Annotated in this window: 19 protein-coding genes; 6 read left to right on the top strand and 13 right to left on the bottom strand. The window is 55.9% G+C overall.

What is annotated here, in order from left to right; all coding sequences use genetic code 11:
* Window positions 1-171: 171 nt before the first annotated feature.
* Window positions 172-738 carry an RNA polymerase sigma factor gene (locus K227x_RS16040; protein WP_145170997.1) on the bottom strand — a complete coding sequence of 189 codons (567 nt, stop codon included), beginning with the start codon at window positions 736-738 and terminating at the stop codon, window positions 172-174.
* Window positions 739-2,153: 1,415 nt separating this feature from the next.
* On the opposite strand from K227x_RS16040, the gene K227x_RS16035 reads away from it, so the two are divergent.
* The gene (locus K227x_RS16035; RefSeq protein ID WP_145170995.1) at window positions 2,154-3,170 is read left to right on the top strand and encodes a DUF3179 domain-containing protein; all 1,017 of its coding nucleotides are present in this window, start codon (window positions 2,154-2,156) and stop codon (window positions 3,168-3,170) included.
* Window positions 3,171-3,613: 443 nt separating this feature from the next.
* Here the strand turns inward: K227x_RS16035 and K227x_RS16030 are convergent, their stop codons facing one another.
* Window positions 3,614-4,720, bottom strand: a complete 1,107-nt coding sequence (locus K227x_RS16030) for an inorganic phosphate transporter (RefSeq protein ID WP_145170993.1) — start codon at window positions 4,718-4,720, stop codon at window positions 3,614-3,616.
* Window positions 4,721-5,175: 455 nt separating this feature from the next.
* Between K227x_RS16030 and K227x_RS16025 the strand changes: the two genes are divergently transcribed.
* Both K227x_RS16025 and K227x_RS16020 read left to right on the top strand, forming a co-directional pair.
* Window positions 5,176-6,828, top strand: coding sequence for a hypothetical protein (locus K227x_RS16025; protein WP_246146852.1), 1,653 nt, complete (start codon window positions 5,176-5,178; stop codon window positions 6,826-6,828).
* 294 nt (window positions 6,829-7,122) lie between these two features.
* The gene (locus K227x_RS16020; protein WP_145170989.1) at window positions 7,123-7,524 is read left to right on the top strand and encodes a hypothetical protein; all 402 of its coding nucleotides are present in this window, start codon (window positions 7,123-7,125) and stop codon (window positions 7,522-7,524) included.
* Window positions 7,525-8,024: 500 nt separating this feature from the next.
* Here K227x_RS16020 and K227x_RS16015 read toward each other — a convergent pair whose 3' ends face one another.
* Window positions 8,025-8,381, bottom strand: coding sequence for a hypothetical protein (locus K227x_RS16015; protein WP_145170987.1), 357 nt, complete (start codon window positions 8,379-8,381; stop codon window positions 8,025-8,027).
* Between the two features lie 86 nt (window positions 8,382-8,467).
* On the opposite strand from K227x_RS16015, the gene K227x_RS31440 reads away from it, so the two are divergent.
* Window positions 8,468-8,602 carry a hypothetical protein gene (locus tag K227x_RS31440; RefSeq protein WP_261343401.1) on the top strand — a complete coding sequence of 45 codons (135 nt, stop codon included), beginning with the start codon at window positions 8,468-8,470 and terminating at the stop codon, window positions 8,600-8,602.
* A 60-nt stretch (window positions 8,603-8,662) separates the two neighbouring features.
* Here K227x_RS31440 and K227x_RS16010 read toward each other — a convergent pair whose 3' ends face one another.
* The 3 genes from K227x_RS16010 to K227x_RS16000 are packed head-to-tail and all read right to left on the bottom strand — an operon-like array spanning window position 8,663 to window position 10,935.
* Window positions 8,663-10,027: an alkyl/aryl-sulfatase gene (locus tag K227x_RS16010; RefSeq protein ID WP_145170986.1), complete on the bottom strand. Its 1,365-nt coding sequence runs from the start codon at window positions 10,025-10,027 to the stop codon at window positions 8,663-8,665.
* Window positions 10,028-10,031: 4 nt separating this feature from the next.
* On the bottom strand, window positions 10,032-10,484 hold the full coding sequence (locus tag K227x_RS16005) for a MarR family winged helix-turn-helix transcriptional regulator (protein WP_145170984.1): 453 nt from the start codon (window positions 10,482-10,484) through the stop codon (window positions 10,032-10,034).
* Window positions 10,474-10,935: a hypothetical protein gene (locus tag K227x_RS16000; RefSeq protein ID WP_145170981.1), complete on the bottom strand. Its 462-nt coding sequence runs from the start codon at window positions 10,933-10,935 to the stop codon at window positions 10,474-10,476. Before K227x_RS16000 ends, K227x_RS16005 begins: the two co-directional genes overlap by 11 nt.
* A 632-nt stretch (window positions 10,936-11,567) precedes the next feature.
* Between K227x_RS16000 and K227x_RS15995 the strand changes: the two genes are divergently transcribed.
* Entirely contained in the window at window positions 11,568-12,173 is a 606-nt protein-coding gene (locus K227x_RS15995; protein ID WP_145170979.1) for a nitroreductase family protein, read from the top strand.
* A 566-nt stretch (window positions 12,174-12,739) separates the two neighbouring features.
* Window positions 12,740-13,873: an aminotransferase class V-fold PLP-dependent enzyme gene (locus tag K227x_RS15990; RefSeq protein ID WP_145170977.1), complete on the top strand. Its 1,134-nt coding sequence runs from the start codon at window positions 12,740-12,742 to the stop codon at window positions 13,871-13,873.
* A 279-nt stretch (window positions 13,874-14,152) separates the two neighbouring features.
* Here the strand turns inward: K227x_RS15990 and K227x_RS15985 are convergent, their stop codons facing one another.
* From K227x_RS15985 to K227x_RS15955, 7 genes are all read right to left on the bottom strand, one after another.
* Entirely contained in the window at window positions 14,153-14,506 is a 354-nt protein-coding gene (locus tag K227x_RS15985) for a YciI family protein (RefSeq protein ID WP_145170975.1), read from the bottom strand.
* On the bottom strand, window positions 14,503-14,910 hold the full coding sequence (locus K227x_RS15980; RefSeq protein ID WP_145170973.1) for a DoxX family protein: 408 nt from the start codon (window positions 14,908-14,910) through the stop codon (window positions 14,503-14,505). The genes K227x_RS15985 and K227x_RS15980 overlap by 4 nt, the downstream gene beginning before the upstream one ends.
* Window positions 14,907-15,392, bottom strand: coding sequence for a VOC family protein (locus K227x_RS15975; RefSeq protein WP_145170971.1), 486 nt, complete (start codon window positions 15,390-15,392; stop codon window positions 14,907-14,909). Before K227x_RS15975 ends, K227x_RS15980 begins: the two co-directional genes overlap by 4 nt.
* 5 nt (window positions 15,393-15,397) lie before the next feature.
* A complete protein-coding gene (locus K227x_RS15970) occupies window positions 15,398-15,790 on the bottom strand; it encodes a VOC family protein (protein ID WP_246145842.1) in 393 nt (130 codons plus the stop codon).
* 24 nt (window positions 15,791-15,814) lie between these two features.
* Complete coding sequence (locus K227x_RS15965; RefSeq protein ID WP_145170969.1) at window positions 15,815-16,660, bottom strand: YciI family protein; 846 nt, start codon at window positions 16,658-16,660, stop codon at window positions 15,815-15,817.
* A gap of 17 nt (window positions 16,661-16,677) precedes the next feature.
* A complete protein-coding gene (locus K227x_RS15960; protein ID WP_145170967.1) occupies window positions 16,678-17,064 on the bottom strand; it encodes a YciI family protein in 387 nt (128 codons plus the stop codon).
* A 121-nt stretch (window positions 17,065-17,185) separates the two neighbouring features.
* Window positions 17,186-18,430, bottom strand: a complete 1,245-nt coding sequence (locus K227x_RS15955) for an RNA polymerase sigma factor (RefSeq protein ID WP_145177972.1) — start codon at window positions 18,428-18,430, stop codon at window positions 17,186-17,188.
* Window positions 18,431-18,450 lie beyond the last annotated feature (20 nt).

The following is an 18,450-nucleotide window of genomic DNA, read 5'->3' as shown; positions in this document are numbered from 1 at the left end:
CCCATTCAGAAAACAGGACAAAGTCTCTTCGTCGGGGCAAACTCCCCAACTGGCCGGCTTCATTTCGATCGTGTCGCGTTGAGCGATCATCTGAATCTCCTCTGTTGGGATAGGGCTAAGCCGGCGAAATCGGCCTTCACCAGTCCATCGCAGAGCATTGGACACCCCATTTCAAAAGAAACCGTCGAGGTCCTGACGGAGACGGTTCAAGATTCGCGACCTGGCCTTGTAGACTGCCCAACGTGTTAATCCCAAGTCTTTCGCAACGTCTTCGCAGTTTCGCCCGTCGATGACAGTCATCCAGAAGGCCCGCCAAGTGTTCGAATCGTATCGCGGCCGGAAAGTCAAAACGGCACGATGTAAAACGCCAACCTCGTCCGAATCGGCATCGGTTGGCGGTTGTTGCAGGCTCTCGTCGACTAACCTCTCCGCCCGAGACCCCAACAATTCAGCACCATCTTGACGCCGCTGCAAATCCGCAATTCTGCGACGAGTAATCGTCCACAACCAACCACGGAATTTTCCGCTGCCGACCCCAGGATCGTAACGAGAAAGATCTTTCGACACGCTCGTCATTGTGTCCTGCATTGCATCAGACGCATCCGACGGTTGCAGTCCCAATCCACGCGACCACCGATAGACGAGCGGACCATAGATCTGAACCAGACGGGTCCAAGCTTCTCCGTTCCCGTCTCGCGCCAAATTCAAAAGAGTCGGCGATGTTGATGGTTCAGCCATGGCTGGGGGCCTCTCAATGGGACCGGTGCTTTGAAGATTGGTGCTCGTAACATCGTTCGAGATTTGGGTAAGTAACGGGGATGCAAAACGACTTGAACCTTGGCAGGGTTTCGAGCTCCCCGAGAGATTGTAATCTCTTGTCCAAACTGATTGGGGATCGTCCCTGCCGATTCAAGCTGGCGGATACACCTTGATTCATCCGCCGAATCGGTGGGGGGAAACTGCTGAAGGCGTGCGTGAGTGCGTTGCCGATGGTCGACTTCGGATCGGGCTCAGCAGAAGCGGCTCACGTCACGCTACGTTTGAGCAAAAATTTGGGCCATCCGGGATCAGTTTGGAGGAAGATCGGGGCCGCCGCAGTAGGGTTGGCGGAACCGGCAGATTCGATGGGATGTGCAGTCACGGGCAACCGAGCGGGTTAGGTACGGCGTCTTTCCTGCTCGAGCCAAAACCTGATCGGGCTTCGTTGTCACCAGCAGAATTCACGATGCCCACATTTTTCGACTCGATCGTTCACAGGGGAGATGCGGTGCGAGCGGGAGGCTTCTGCCATGACGTTTCGCCTGGAAAAGTTTTCTGATCTGTGAGGCCATGCACAACGTTGCCGATCCTGGCTGTCCAGAATGCAGGTCGTTTAACTTTCCGGGAACGCATTGGATTCCCCTGTTCAGTCGATAGAGAGGCTCGCTCGATGAAATTTGTTACGAAGCATTTTGCAAGCGTTGTGTTGGTGATCTCCGTTTGCTCGCTCTGCAATGACGCCCAGGCACAGAGCGGATCACGCGGAAACGGATATTCTGCACCGGCGATGTCTGCGCCCCCAACGCCTCGCATGTCGCGTGTTCCCAAGCAGTCTCTTTCCGCTCCGTCGGTCGCCCCTGTTCATTCGCAGCCGATGGCGGTTGGCTTCGGCTGCGCATCGGGTGACTGTAGCGGCAGTGTTTCCGCCAGCCCGTCGGTCAGTTATTGGCCGTCAATGACGTACCCGAGTTACACTACCTCGCAACCAGCGTCCACGCAGTACCGTCAGAGCCACTACCGGTCTGTTCCGGCGACATGCAGCAACGGGCAGTGCCACACACGTCGTCGGATGTTCCGTCATCGCTAACGGAACTAGTTCGATGTGCCAGATCCCTGGGAGGGTGCGCTCGGTTGGTCGTCAGGATTTGCCGTAGATGGCGAATCGAGTGGTTCCGGCGAGCTGCTCGATGAGCATCCGAGCAACGGTACGCAAACGAGTACCGCCAAAAGGGTCAATCGCATGTTTTTGAACATCGTTGGATCCGTCGCATACTGGGGGAAAGTCTTCACCGGTGAAGAGGATCGCATATTTGGAAGCGATCGTTCGGTGAAGCATCTCACAGAAGTATCCAAGTTGCCATCACGTCAATCCGTCGAAAGGGAGTTTTTCCGAAATGGGTGTTCCATCCGGACTTGTCCGCAGTCTGCTGCTTCTTTTTGTGTTTGCGATTGCAGTGTCATGGTCGCTTCAGCGTCCCGTGAAACGTCATTGCATTGACCAGCAAGTCATCCAGCCGATCCAGTTTCGAGGGCTAGGAGATATCGGTTTCGATTTGAGTCAAGCAACCATTCCCCTCCAAGAAATTCGTTCTGGTGGTCCTCCCAAAGACGGTATCCCGTCTCTGTCGAATCCAAAGATTGTTTCGGCAGCGGAAGCGACGTATTTGCGTGGCAGCGATCGGGTGATTGGCGTTGCGTTGGGGCGTGAGTCGCGTGCCTATCCGCTCGCCATCTTGAATTACCACGAGATCATCAACGATCGCATCGGCGAAATGCCGATCGCTGTGACCTATTGTCCGCTATGTGACTCCGCAGTCGTTTTCGATCGTCAAACTCCGCTCGGAGAACGGGAGTTTGGTGTGTCGGGTTTGCTGTACAACAGCAACGTGTTGATGTACGACCGATCCAACGGGGTAGTCCCCAGTACAGAAAGTCTTTGGTCGCAGGTCAAAGGCGAAGGCGTATCGGGACCGGGCGCCGGAATGAAGTTGACCGTTTTGCCGATGGAAGTGACCACGTGGGCTGGTTGGCAAAATCGCAATCCAAACACAACCGTGGTCTCGTCGGAAACCGGCCACAGGCGAAACTATCAAGCCAGTCCTTACGCAGGCTACTTCCAGCAACCCAATCTGATGTTTCCGGCAAAGCCGATCAGCAACTCTTTGCCCTTGAAGCAAAGTGTGCTGGGGGTTTGGGACGACGCCCACGCGTTGGCGATCCCCGTTTCCGCATTTGGAGGGAAGTCGACCCATATCGAAAGGTCTCTGGGCAACAGAAAGTTCACCGTGGCCTTCGACGCCGACGATCAAACGATTCGGGTCGTCAAAGCAGATGCCGGAGTTCAGTGGATCCAAACGTTTTGGTTTGCATGGTATGCGTTTCGACCTGAAACCAAGATCGCCAGTCGCTAGCGTAAGCAACGAGCGATCCATCAGTGTCGTTTCTTTCTTCCCCCCTCTCTCTAACTCTCTCCCCCGCAAACCGCTGCGCGGCGGGGGCGAGATGGCTTTCATCGCGACACTTATTGATCGGTCGTTGCGTTACGTCCTTGATTGCACACGCGGATTCGGTCGTCTCTGTGCAGGTGGGAAACCTTCAACGCACGTCGATGCTTCCGGTAGAACGCTGGCTAGGGGACGCTGGCTTTGCTTGCTCGATTCGTCTCTGACCCATCTGCGGTGTCGCGTGTGACATGGCGAGTCGTCTTCTTGCAATCGTTGCGGCGAACGTCCCCTGGAAAGTCCTTTCGTTCGTCGTACGGTGATTCCGAGATTTGGCGTCCGTAGCAGGACGTGATCACGCTTCGCTGTCATTCTAAGCTGAGGCAACATCAAATCCAGGCTGGAAGCCTAGACTATGTTAACAGGCTGAAAACGGACCACGCGATCACTGCAGCTGCGGGAAGGGTTGTGACCCATGCGAGCAGGATCTGACCGATCGACTTCCAATTGGCTTGGCCGGTTACACTTCCGATTCCAAACAGTGCGCCGCAAGAAACATGGGTGGTCGATACGGGAAGTCCCCAGCGGCTGGCGAACACGACCAATACCGACGTGACCAGGTTCGCCGTGAATCCCTGGCCTGCGTTCATCTCTGTGATGCCGTGACTCAGCTTCTCGGCAATCCTCTTCGCACCGAACCAGCCACCGATAGCGATCGCCAATCCGCAAATGACGGTCGCGGTGAGCGAATTCAGGGCGGGGACAATCAGCAGCAATGCAGCGATTTTGGGTGTGTCGTTCAAGCCACGCGCGAAGCTTACCATTCCGGCGGAAAGGAAATGCATCGTGTCGAGCGACTGACGCGCATCGACGCCCACCAGGTTACCGGCATAGTGATCTCGGCAGCTAACGTTGGTCCCCAACGTGATCGAAAGCTCCTCTGCACGTGTCATTGCCATCGCACCCGATCCCAGCGGAACAATTTCGACGACTTCGCGACCGCTGCACAGACATGTTTCTTTCGTAATCCCCATCGCGATGCGGGTTCGGCGAAACGTCCGGTAGAGGACTGTCGTAACGAGGATCGCAATCAGCGGACTCAGCAGCAACGGTGCCATCAGTTTGGACGACAGGACATTCCAATCGACGGCAAACGATGAGGCGCCAGCCGCACCGACCATCGAACCCACTAAGGCATGAGTGGTGGAAATAGGGAACCCAAGTCGGCTAGCCAGCATCACGGTCACGCCCGCGGCCAATGCGACTGCAACGCCGAATTCGTTTTGGGCCACGAGTGCGTCAGGAACGATTCCCTTGCCAGAGAATCGTTCCAGTAGTTCGCGAGCGAGCCAAACAGCCGTCAGCGAACCCGCTGCAGTGGTTGCCGTCGCCCACACGAGTGCGCGGCGGTACGTTGTTGTGTCGCTGCCGTACAAGGTCGCAACGCCTTTGAAGTTGTCGTTTGCACCATTGGCGTACGCCAACAAAATGCCTGCGACGAGGGCAAGGAAGACGATCACTGGAAAGCTCCGATCTGAATGACTAAACCCTTGGAAATCGACCCGCACCCGGCGATGCAGCGTTAGGCTACGGAAAGTTGGTACTTGGCAGCTCGTTAGTGAAGACGGTGGACCGGCACGATCCTTACACGATTTCAGAAACCTTTCTCGCAGACGTTTGCTGTGTCGAAGGGCCCCGCCTGTCGAACCAATCAAAAATCTGGCGGACAGGAACGTCGGCATAGCGAAACGTCGGAAGCTGCGCAGCTGCGATCGATCTGCTCCATTTCATTGCAAGTCAGGGGGGAACACTACCTTCTGAACGCGCCAACAAGCCGATCGTGTGAGATCGCTTACAGACAGTGGGGAAGCGTCTTGCTACGCTGCGAACCATCCAATAAGTACGAACGCAGAGCACGAACGTGGCGGACGAGTCGACAGTAGCGAACGAGAACGAGCGACACACACAGGGAAGTGTGGGCTTGCTGGCGATACTGGCTGGTCTGTCGATTTGTGTCTACGGTGTCATTGCGGCATTGAGCTGGCAGTTCGACTCTGACAGCGTGACGACGGAGCGGCCCATCATCGCAGTCCTGGGCCTGTTTGCAGTCGCGTTCGCGTGCTACTTGGGTGCGATTCGGATCGCATGGCGGACGCGACATAGTGCGCGGATGCTGAAACTGGTAGTTGGATCGGCGATCGTGTTTCGCGTGGTGATGCTGTTCACGTTGCCCATCCAAGAAGTCGATATCTATCGCTACCTCTGGGACGGAGCCGTCAGCACCGCCGGCGTCAGTCCGTTTCGTTACAGTCCGGCGCAAGTGAGTTTGGCCGACCTAGCGCCGAACGGGGATGACGATCTGTCGCGATTGGCTGATCTGCGTGACCATGATCCGGTGCTCGAAGAAATATTGCATCGGGTTCATTTTCCGGAATTGCCGACGATCTATCCGCCGACAAGTCAAGCCGTATTCGCAGCAGCCAATCTTACAACGCCAAACTCGTCATCCGTGTTGACGCGCGTGATCATCATGAAGGCGTGGTTGATCGGGTTCGACATCGCGACGCTGTTCGTCGTGATTGGCCTTCTTCGTCGATGTGCGAAACCGGTCGAACTTTGCGTGATCTATGCTTGGTGTCCGCTACTGATGAAAGAGGTTGCCAACAGTGGGCATTTGGACGCGATCGCCGTGTTCTTGACCACACTCGGTCTGTACTTGTTCGTCCGTGGCCTAGAGTTCCGACCTGGGCACGGCAACCACCGAAGAACCCAGGTTGGAAGCCTAGGCTACGTGATGCTGGCCAGCGTTGTGCTCGCGTTCGCGGTGGGTGCGAAGCTTTACCCGATCATCCTTGCCCCGCTCGTTTTCTTCTCACTTGCGAAGAATTTGGGCTGGCGATTCACCGTCGGTCCGGCATTCGCATTTGCTTTGACGACCGCGGTTTTACTCTCGGCGATGGTACCTGGCGGAAGATCGAATTCGGATCAAACGCAAGTTCATGACCCCAGTCTTGGCGTGGTAACGTTTCTCCGACGCTGGGAAATGAATGATTTCCTATTCCTGATCATCGTCGAGAACATCAAGCCGACGGCACAGCTTGGTCCCCATGAAACCGCCTGGTTCACGGTGATGCCCGATTTGGTTCGCGAAAGGCTAGTAAATTCAGTTGCGACTCGGTTTAACATCGCTCCTGGCGAAGCTCCCTTCATGATCGCGCGTGGGATCACCGCGTTCATCTTCTTTGTCGTGGCGATCACTCTCGCCTGGCGAACCGCCGGGAAGGATGCCGCGAGTATTTGTGAAGCGGCATTTCTGACGATCGCTTGGTTTTGGCTCCTCTGCCCGACATTGAATCCATGGTATTGGACCTGGGCCCTACCGCTGTTGCCGTTTGCCAGAGGCCGCGCATGGATCGCCGTCAGCGGTCTCGTCTTGATTTACTATCTGCGGTTTTGGCTGGACTATCACTTCCCGACCACTGCGGTATTGGGAACTCCGTACACAGGAGCCGCGTTCTTTGACTTCATCGTTACCTGGATCGAGTTCGCGCCATGGTTCGTTGTGCTGATTTGGCGTAGCCTAGGCTGCCGGCCTGAGAACAAGGCGGCACCCCAGGTGGAAGCCTAGGACACGTTCGAAGCGTATTGTTTCAGCAACCGAATCGGACGTGCCCAACTCCCTTCGGCGGTGCTGCAGGAACCTTGCTCGGCACGGCAAGCAAGCGCTACGAAGAATTGGAATCCGCAAAGAAGGGCACTGGACATTCCCCCATGCTGGTGAAGTCGGAGATTTGACGCACGAACGTGCGATTCTTTTTATAGCCAAAGTCGATCGAAAAGGTCGTGCTTTCGCCGTGACGGTGCGGTGAATTGTTATTTGGTAAGGTGCACGTCCCAGTGCTTTAGCACGGAGAACGATTCGATGGATGCTACTTTGATCGCTTTGACGGACCGAGGGGTTCGCTACACGTTTCTGGGCGAACCTTTCCGAAGCCGACAGGAAATCCCGAACGAGGATATCGTCGATGTCGATTTCAACAAATTGGAGATAGCCGACGCCGATGTCGATCCGCTGCTGGCTCTTCCGAATCTTGAGGGGATCAGTTTCTGGGAGACAGGTGTTTCCGATCGTGCAATCGAGCTGATCGCAGGACTCCGTCAACTCACTCGACTGAACTTGTGCGGGACGAACATCACAGACGCATCGGTCCCCATCCTGGTTGGAATGAATCTCAGCTACATTGACGTTGCAAACACGCAGCTAACATCGCAAGGCGTAGAGGCGCTGCGTGCGGGACTGCCCGATACAGAAATCCTTTCCTAGCGATTCGGTGTCTATTACTGTTATTGGCGGTTGGATCGAATCGACATCATCCAGGAAATCTAGCTCGGCGTGGCCGCGTTCCGAAACACTCCAATGCCACGGGCCCGTCGCTACACCTCACGATTCTCTCGCAATTGGGCTAGGGGGCTGGCGGGTGGGCGGTTTTGGCCTACACGGTCCCGTCATTCAACGAAGCCGCCAACGTGTTTTGCGTGATGGTCCCGACCTTTTGCGTCGATCGGGCGTGGACGCTTTGATGGTTGACCAAGCGGCTCCCGAGGCCGGGTTCGTTTCCGACTTCCTTAGTATTCCTTTCGTGAATCTTTGCAGCGTTGTCATCCTGAACCGAAACGATCGGGTACCTTCGCTATTTACGTCCTGGCACTACAACCCGTCGTTCTTGGGGCGGGTGCGGAATCGAATCGGATATTGAATCGGATATCGAATCGGATATCGAATCGCTAGGCGAGTGCTAAGCAACGAGCGATCGAGGAATGTCGCTATTTCTTCCCCCTGTCGTTAATTCTCTCCCCTGCAAACCGCTGCGCGGCGGGGGCGAGATGACTTGAATCGCGACACTGATTGATCGCTCGTTGCCAACGCCCGTGTTGCAGCCGATTGATGACGATCGAAGACGGGGGAATCTGCCTGTGCGCAATGCTGCGAACGATCGATTTACCAAGCTCGCACAAAGCAGCCAGCAGCCGGCCGAGTTGGAAATTCCGCGCGAGGACCTTCCCGATTGGTTCCACTTCACGGGACCGTTTCACAGCGATGTTGGTCGACCGCAATCCGAATTCCCTTTCGATCGTCTGACTGATCAGCCACTCGTCTATGCCAGTTTGGAAACCATTCATGGGAACATGCGGTGTCGGTTTTCAAACTCCGGAACGCGATTTCGAAAGTCCTGCACGATCCGACTTATCGAACGAACGCAAGCAGAATGCAAGCTGCCATCGAGCGTGGCGGAGGCGTTGTGAAAGCCGCCGAGATCGTCGAACTGGCAGCGTCCACCAATCAGCCGGTTGTTCGTGTTCCGAATCGGTTGTCCGATTCAGAGCAGAGTTCGGCAGTCTAGGCGACGATCGGCAAACGCTGGACTGTTAGTAGCGATGAACCTCATCAGCTTCGCCGCTCACTAGAACCACAGTTCGCTCAACTCGCCGGATTCGAGTTCGTTGGCGTAGCTGAGGTAGTAGTTCCGGTTCGGCGCGTTGTACTCTCTTGCCGCTAGGCCTCTGAGCGATTGAATCTTCACGTTGCGGGCCAGTTTGCGGTCGCCGTCGTCAAGCCATTTCAGATGATCCGACAACTCTAATGCCCATTGGAAGTCTTGCTGGTCCAGTGCAGCGTTCATCCGCTCGGTCAACTCTTGAGTTCCACCAGCGAGTTCGGCAATCTTCTGCGCTTTCAGCTTGGGTTCCATGGGACTCAACGTCGTCGGGTTCCCGTCGTACCAACCCAACAGACCTGAATAGATTGCTCGGACAGCATGGGGTACCGATCCGTAAAACTCAATCAAGTACGGTTTGTCCTTGAAACGCTTAGGCAATTTGACTTCGTGTGCAAGCTGGTCAGGGCCTTTGCCCTGATTGATGCCTCGAACGGTTTGGTCGTACACACTTCGGATCGCTTCGCTGTAATCGGTGAGCGCGGTGACAGACGCAGATTGACCTTGGATCGGCAAGGTGTGGCCAGGAACCAAAGATTGCGGTTGAAATTCCGCCATCTTGGCGACGCTTTCCGACCAGCTCAGTACATCGCGATAGGCTGTGCCGCGAATGGCATACAGGTTGGGAAACGAGCTGTAGAAATTGTCTCCGGAGAATAGCACCTTCTGCTTGGGGAGCCAGATGAACATGGCATCGTCCGTCTCACCTGGGCCGAGATGGAATTCAATCTCGACACCAGCGATCGTCGTTTTGAGACCAGTGTTGGGGACCGTGATGGTTGGCGGAAGGAACCCGTTTCCGCCGTCGTCATCGATGGTCCCGGACGGAGCAACCCCGCGGTTGGTGCTCTCCATGGGTGAAAGGTTCCGACCAAACTGACGCACATTTCGCTTCTGCTTGATCGGACCGGCCGCCTTGGTGACACCTTCAGCCGACCCGAAGTTCTCGGTGCCGTAGATGTCGGGCATCTGATCTCCGACGAACGCGCTGGCTCCACCGATGTGATCGCCGTGGCTGTGAGTGTAGATGATCGCCTTCACAGGTTTGTCGCTGTACTGTCGAAAGGCTTGGTATGCAACCGCGGCACTTGCGGGCCCTTTCAGCGTGTCAACGATGATGACACCGTCGGTTCCGACAATCATGGAAGTGTTGGCGCCATGGAATCCGACAGCCGTGAAGACATTATCGGCAACTTGGACGATCCCCCGTTCGAACTGTTGTTGTTGAGCGTTCAGCATCCTGAGTGCGATCTCAGGATCTACTTGCGTTTGCCCGTTGGCAACGCTGGCGGTGGTTGCGAACAGGCAGAGAGTAGCGATCAGAGTTTTCATGCGACTAGTCCTTTGAAATGGGGTTGGTCAGGTTCGTTTGCATCTTCCGCAGTACTTTCTGCGTCGCGTCCAGTTCCGATTTCGAAATGCCCTTCAATGTGGTCTTTCGCAAGTCGTCTAATAGGGGAAGGACGGTTTGAAGCTTCTGTTCTCCGCGGCGAGTCAATGCGATCATCACGATCCGAGCGTCTTCACTCGATTCGCTGCGCCGGGCAAACTTCTGTTCGACAAGGCGGTCCAGTTGCCGCTTCACGGTCGTCGGATCACGAATCATCAGGGATGCCAGCTCGTTCATGCTTAGCGGTTTACCCGCGTCTAGCAGAGTGATCAGCGTCTGCGTTTCCTCTGGCGAAAACGGCCAACCGGCACTCTTCAGCACGGCAGCCATTGCTGAACGGATCAGATAGGCAACACGCCCGATGGCAAAACCCGGCGACGATTCTGAATCAAAGTGCATTTTCGACTCCGCGTTGGTCCGGGTTCGAGACGGGCGTAGGCCCAGCGAAAATGGGGCGATACCAATCAAAGTAGCAGTAGATCAGCAGCGCACAGGCTGCGAAATCGGGAAGCCCGATGACGAGGTATTGATGTGCAAAGAAGATCACGTATAGAAGTATGTTGAACGCATACGGAAGCGACATCAGGATCGCCAGTGGTGCAGTTCGCGGGAAGAACATGAACCCGCCAGCGACTGTCTTGAACAAGCCAACCCAAAAGATCAGATAGCCTGTCTGCTGCAGCGCGATCATGAATTGATCGAGTTCATTTGGCGGGTCGCCAACCGGATATCCGTTTACGCCGAAACCCATCGTCATGCACCCCGTGCCGAATAGGAAGAGTGCAAAGATGATTCGAGTCACCAAGGCGAGGCGTGGAAGTCGAACGCGGCGTTGCTCGGGTGAAGACATATCGCTGAATGGATGCGAGTTGAGGTTGCACGCTTGTTCATGGAGATCGCGGAAAGAGATCAAACAAGCTGGATAGCTGTATGGTACAGCAATAGGGCAGGTTGTCAATGCTTGCGTTAGGAAAGGGCGGCCGCCGACTTGCACAGCCCAGTGTCTCGGATGGTCGAAGTCCTTTGGACAGCAATCGTTCCCCCGCAATTTGCGGTCGATTCGGGCGGATAGCTTGGTTCTAGAGGTCGGCTGAGAATCTTTCTTCGTAAGGCACGCATCTTGGCGGTCGGTCAACGAACAAGCGAAAGTGCAGGGGGGGATCGCCACTACTGGCTTCCGACTTTCTGATCCCTTACCGCAGAAGCGGCTAGCATGCGAAGTTCTGGGCCCGTGGGGGCAATCCCGTTGATTGGCTCTGGGGATCTTAAGTGGAACCGGCAGCTGATCGATCGCTGCCGGAAAAGTAAATGAAATATCTCTCTCTTTGCGATGCGGGGTTCCATGTGGATCAGTCCTGCCGTGGTATCGGATGAATTTGGTTGTCGTTTCCCCCGTCGTGCTAGCCGGATACGTCCGATACAAAGAGATTGTCCAAGATTCCAAACAATCCAGTTCCCCCCCTCCTCCCCGAGAAATCCGAAATGCAAGTCAAAGACGCCATCTTCAATCGTCGAGCCGTGAAGCACTTTGATGCCGACCACAAAATGACGGCGGCTGAGGAAACGGAACTGCTCGAAACCACCATCCAGGCTCCCACCAGCTTCAATATCCAGCACTGGCGGTTCGTGATCCTGCGCGATCCCGATCTGCGTGCGAAGATTCGTAAGGACTTCGGGAACGACCAGGCTCAGATGACGGACGCGTCGCTGTTGGTCCTGTTTACGGCCGACATGAAGGCCTGGCAGAAGGATCCAGCGCGTTACTTTGCGAACGCGCCGAAGGACGTCGCTGAGATGTTGGTCAATTGGATGGGACCGTTCCATGATGGTCGTGAGTGGTTGCAGCGCGACGAAGCCCAACGCTCGATCGGCATTGCGATGCAAACGATGATGCTGGCCGCACAAGGCATGGGGTACCAATCCTGCCCCATGATTGGCTTCGACATCGAAGAGGTCGCAAAACTGATCCATCTTCCCGACGATCACGTGATGGGGCCGATGGTCGCGATCGGCAAAGGCACGAAGGAAGCATGGCCAAAACCTGGCCAACTCCCGCTCGATGAAGTCGTCATTGAAAACGGCTTCTAGTCGCAACGCAACGCACGATGAATACCTATCGGGAGGGCCATCGTGGGAATCGCCAGAATTGCGTTACTCCGCGTACCCGATGGTCGCGAATTCTAGCGAATCCCACGACGGTGCAGGTTGGAACGTTTTCTGAACGGACTTGTGGTGTCGTCTACGACGACGGATGTATTCCGCAGTGGCCAAAGCGGTATGTGGATGTTCGACATAGGGAAAGGACTTGATGCTTGCTGCTTGAATTGCCAGCGGATATGGCGGTAGAGCCTTCTTGGCAAATCGGCTAGGTCGGCGATCTGGATTTTTTATGCCCATCGTCGTTAGATCCACGGGACGCGAGGTGCAGATCGCCGGCGCACGTTAGATTTTGACCGTCGATTCCTCGATTCCGACTCAGTCGGGCCGCCCGCTGCTTTGTTCAGCGGGACTTGAACCAGTTCCTTTGCGTGGTCTGGGAACGTCGTCTTCGCGGAAGATCACTTCGGGTCGGAATGTTGTCGACCAGTGTTTTCGTTCCCAAGGCATCACGAGTTTTGGCACAGTCGTTTCAATACGCGGATTGAACAGGAAACATGATAGAACCGATTTACTTGAATCATGCCGGGACGAGCTGGCCGGTGCCGACGCCGGTGGCGGATGCGGTTTGTGAAGCGATGCGGGCGCATCCGGTGGAATGGCCGGATCGGTTTTTGAAAGCACATGCGGCGGTGTGTCGGTTCTTTGGCGTGGCTGATCCAGATCAGTTGCTGCTGACGCCGGGATGCACTTCGTCGCTTTCCACGGCGGTTGCGAGCGTTGACTTGCCCGCGGGCAGCCATGTTTTGACCAGCCGGTGGGAGCACCACGCAGTGTATGGGCCGCTGCAGAAACTGAGCGCAAATGGGGTTGTGGTTGATGTCGTTCCGGATGGTGACGATTCACCGATGGACTTGGGCTCGCTGGAGCAATCGTTGGCGACAAAGGACGCCCGCTTGGTCGCGATCACGGCCGCATGCAACGTGAGCGGGGATTTGTTGCCGATCACGCAGATCATTGAATTGTCCCATCGATATGACGCGATGGTCTTGATCGATGCCGCTCAGATCGTTGGTTGGATGGATCTGCCGTTGGACGAACTGGGGGCCGACATGGTTGCCTTCGGTGGTCACAAGGGTTTGCAAGCACCCTGGGGCATTGGTGGACTGTACATGGCCAAGTCTGCCAAGTTGAAATGTGCGACGGCTCAGTGTGCGATCCCCGACCCGAAAACCGGGGCGACGTCTTCGCAGTGGGGAAGCCGGCCTGGGTATTGCGATGTTGGATCGGTCGATCAGTATTCCCTGGCCGGCTTAGAAGCGGCGCTGCATCGGCTGGGTGAAACCACTCGGTTGGCTGATTTGGAAGTCGCACGCCAGCAGGTGAGTCGATTGCGAGAAACGCTATCCGGCGATCGACGCGTGACGCTGTACGGCATGGCGGAGGGCAGTCGACGTCTGCCGACCATCGCATTTTCGGTTGCTGGCGAGACCAGTGGACAGTCTGCCGAGAGGCTTCGAAAACACGGGCTGATCGTCGGTAGCGGACTTCAGTGTTCGCCGCTTTCGCATGAAGCGATGGGGACTTCGGAGACTGGCGTCGTGAGAATCTCAGTAGGCGTGCGCCAACCGGAAAATGAGATCGCTGTTGCTTGTGAACGACTCGCCGATTTTTGTGCTGGGGCTCATTGAGGTATTCGCCGGATGCTGGGATAGGGTTTCAGAGTGTCATTGCCGGATCGACAAGCCGAAGTGCTATGTCAGGAACGATCTGGCAGTGAATTCAACGGGGCGTGAACCGTAAAATGTTCGCGATCGAGACGCTGACTTGGAATAGAATTCGATCGACTAGACCGATCGTGGACGACTCCTGCGGCCAAGCCGATTCATTGGCCCGATTCGTGTGCGAGCGACAACCAGATGATTGCGGCCAGGCAGACGGATCGATGGTCTGAGATCGCGGGCATCGATCTATCGTGGGACCTCCGGCAGCGGGAATAGTGGGCGAATCTCGACCGTGCCTTTTTTTGCGGGCGGAATCCTGGCAGCGATGGCGATCGCTTCGTCCAGGTCTTCAACATCGATGATGTAGTATCCACCGAGTTGTTCGGTCGTCTCTGCGAACGGACCGTCGGTGATTTGTCTTCGCCCATCGCGCACTCTGACGCTGGTCGCCGTCTCGACGGAGTGTAGTGGCGACGAGGCGATCCACTTGCCTTCGGCTTCCAGTTCCTTGCAGATTGCCATCGATTCGATCATGCACTCCTTGCGCTCGTCCCCCGTCCAACAGTCTTCCGACGCATAGATCAGCAGCATGTATTTCATTTCAGTCCTTTCGATTCGGGGTGTTGGCTCGGCTTTCCAAATGCTAGGCGGAGTACCTCTGGTTGCCGAAGTCCAAGGGCGATCCAAGCCAGGACACCCAAGACGATCGGAATGAAGAATGCCTCTCCCACACGGACGTGCGTTGCGGTTGCGCCGCCCAGGTAAGCAGCCAGCAGAATGGTTGCGACGAATGCCGTGCGGGGAACCAAAAACAGCACCGCAATCACGACTTCGACGATGCCGATCCTGAACATGACGTCTTCGCTCCAACCCATCTTGGCGAACATCTCCGCCTTGCCTTCCCACGATGTGAGCTTTCCGCTGGCACTTGCACCGATCAAAAACACTGAGATAAGTCCGCTCAATACCCACCCGGTGGTACGCAGTTTTCTGGTGCGGTTCATTCTTGCCCTTCATGTGCTTGTCTTAGTTTTGCGACATCCAGCTTCACCATTTGGGTCATCGCTTGCATGACGCGTCGCGATTTTTGGGGGTCCTTGTCGTTGACCAGTTGGAAGAATTCCTCGGGAACGATTTGCCATCGCATGCCGAACTTATCCTTCAGCCATCCACACATGATTGGTTCGCCGCCATCGGCGGTAAGTCGATCCCAATAGCGATCGACTTCCGCTTGGTCTGCACAGGTGACCGATAGCGAAACGCGATCATTGAAGGGATCGCTGGGACCGCCACCAAGGGCCTGGTAGGGCTGACCTTTGAGTTCAAAATCAACCATGATGACGTCGCCGATCTTGCCGCCCGGCCAGTCATCATGGGCGATCATCTTGTGCAGGATTCTGGAACCGTCGAAGACCGACGTATAGAACTCTGCCGCTTCCTCGGCGTTGTCGTCAAACCATAGACAAGGTGTAATCGTAGGTCGCATTGGGTTCATTTCTGTGAGTGGAGTCCAAACATGTTGCCCTCGGTGTCGACCGCCAACACCATGAAGCCGTATGGGCCGATGGAGGTCTTCGGTTTCTGGACGCGGCCTCCTGCACCCTGGATGCGTGACGCTTGCGTTGCACAGTCGTCGCAAGCAAAGTAGACCAGCGTACTGTTTCCGCCCGGCTGGATTCCGTCCATTTTGGTCAATGCGCCAGCCGCTCCCGGACGATCCATCGACATCGGGAATGCCATCAGTTCGATGTCGTCGCTGGGAGCTGGCAGCGTCTCCAGTTGGACGTCGAGAACGGTTTCGTAGAACGCTGTTGCTCTAGCCATATCCTGCACGTAGATCTCGAACCAGCAAACCGGATTGATGTCCATTTGGGTCTCTTTCATTGTTTCTTGCCATTTCATTTCGCGTCAAGAATTGTCGCCGGGCACCATCACCATCCAGCCAACGCCAAACTTGTCGGTGACCATTCCGTACAGTGGTGACCAGAACGTTTTGCTAAGCGGCATGTCGATTTTTCCGTCTTGGGCAAGCGAATCAAAGACGCGTTTGCAGTCGTCTTCCAAGGGGAGAGATAGTGCAAGCCGAAATCCGTCAAAGGTTGACTTGTCATCGCATCCGTCGGAACACATGACCGTCAGCTTTCCGATGTGAACGGTCGCGTGCATCACTTTGGTTTCAAACCCATCCGCGAGCATGCCCTTGGGAACCGGGTCGGGACTCTCGTTGAAACGCATCAGCATTGCAACGGTTGCACCGAGAGCGTGCTTGTAGAACTCTATTGCTTCGTCGCAGCGGCCTGCAAAGAACAGATACGGTGCGAGCGTGCTGTCCTGCATCGCGACCGAGGTCCGTAATCGGTCTTCGTGGGCGGCGACCTTACCGTCTGGATCGTTCGCTGCGAAATCGTCCATTTCGAAAAATGGGCGGATTTCGATGTCCGACTCTTCCTTCATCGGATTGGGGCACCGCTTCGCCCACTGGACGGCTTCGTCCATCGAAGCGACCTCCCACACCCAATAGCCAGCGATCACTTCGGACGTTTCGACAAACGGTCCATCCGTAACGATCCGCTCGTCGCCGCGGAAGCGAACTCGCACACCCGTCGAGCTCGGCTTCAGCCCGTCACCAGATTTCATGATGCCGGCTTTGACGAGCTGCTCGTTGAAATTGCCCATTGCTTCGAGCAACTGCGTGCTGGGCAACTCGCCTGCCTCAGAACTCGGTGATGCTTTCACGATAACCATGACTCTCATTGTATTTCTCCCGGTCGCTATTGGGTTGCCTGATTGCGTGCGTCGATCATCGCGTTGATCGTCTCGTCGGCGGGGCGGATCTCGAACGGTCCCACTTTGACTCCCGGATGCTTGGACATCAGTTGCACAGCGTGCGCCATGTCGTTGGCTTCAAGGATCAGGATGCCGCCAAGTTGCTCCTTGGTTTCCGCGTACGGCCCATCGGTTGCTTCGGTTGTCCCATTCCGGTGCCGCAATGTGACCGCTTGATCGGCGGCTTGCAGAGCTTCGCCGCCGGCGAAGTGACCCCCTTTGCGAAGGACATCGTCATAGGCAAAGCATTCGTCCATCAACTCGGCCATTTCAGATTCCGTCATCGCTGCGAACTTTGAATGGTCGGAATAGCCAAGACAAATGAATTTCATGTTGAGCTCCGGGAATGGCGTTGTTTTCAGGCTTTGTGACATCTAGTCGAACCGCGACGCCCGGAATCGACAGCCGTTTGACCATTTCGAGAAATGTTTCTGCGCGACAAGCAACTCGCAGTCACGACAATCGCAAATTTCTCAGTTTCTCTCGGAGAAAACGCTGCTCGGATGCTTGTTCAGTCAGCGTCAAAGCCGTTTCGAACGCTTCGATGGCTTCCGGCATTCGACCAACACGCCGAAGCAGCTCGCCACGAGCGGAATGAGCGAGCGAATAGCCCACCAGATCACCGCGTTTTAGAATCGCGTCGATGATTTCCAGCCCAGCGATCGATCCGTCTCGCATCGCCACGGCAACGGCTCGGTTGAGTTCGATGACCGAGGTTGGTTCAATCCGAAACAGGACGTCGTACAGCGACACGATTTGGTCCCAGTCCGTACCGTCGGCGGTCACGGCACCCGCGTGCACGGCCGAGATGGCTGCTTGGATCGTGTAGAATCCAAAGTGGCGGGTGGCGAGCGAACGTTCAATCAATCGCTGGCCCTCGTCAATCAGGTTTCGATCCCAGCGGCTTCGATCTTGGTCCGCCAACAGGACGATGTCGCCTGCGTTGGTCTGACGTGTTTCCCGGCGAGATTCATGAAGCAGCATCAGCGCCAACAGTCCCACCACTTCGGCGTCGTCCAACAACTGCAGCACCAAGCGACACAGTCGAATCGCCTCGCCCGATAGATCGGAACGCGTGATCGAGTCTCCGCTTGATGCCGAGTAGCCTTCGTTAAAGATCAGATAGATCACCGAAAGCACGGAATCTAGACGCTCGGGCAGTTCAGCGAGATCTGGAATGACAAAAGGAATCGCCGCATCACGAATCTTGGCTTTCCCACGAACGATTCGCTGGGCCATGGTTGTTGGCGTTGTCAGGAACGCCCTGGCTATCTCGTCGGTTGTCAGTCCGCAAACCTCGCGAAGTGTTAGCGGGACCTGAACATTCTGATCGATCGCTGGGTGACAACAGGTGAAGATCAGCCGCAACTGGTCGTCTTCGATTTCCGTTGCGGCATGGGATGCGTTTGCTGCAGCGACCCGATGCATGCGTGCGGCAACCTCTGTGCTGATCTGTTTTAGCTTTTCGCGTCGGCGAATCGCATCGACCGCCTTGAATCGGCCTGTCGTGATGAGCCAAGCGACGGGGTTTTCGGGGATTCCATCCCCAGGCCACTGCAGCGTGGCCGATGCGAACGCCTCCTGCATTGCATCTTCGGCCAGGTCCAGGTCGCGTAGCGCACGAGCAAGCGAAGCGAAGATCTGTCGCGATGCTTCGTGGTAGATCTGTTCGATTTGTTGATGAACCTGTCCAGTCATCCGAGTGATTTTCACTTCGG

Source organism: Rubripirellula lacrimiformis (assembly GCF_007741535.1).
Classification (GTDB): domain Bacteria; phylum Planctomycetota; class Planctomycetia; order Pirellulales; family Pirellulaceae; genus Rubripirellula; species Rubripirellula lacrimiformis.
The sequence above is the reverse complement of the archived record's forward strand: the minus strand, read 5'-3'. Positions and strand labels throughout refer to the sequence as shown.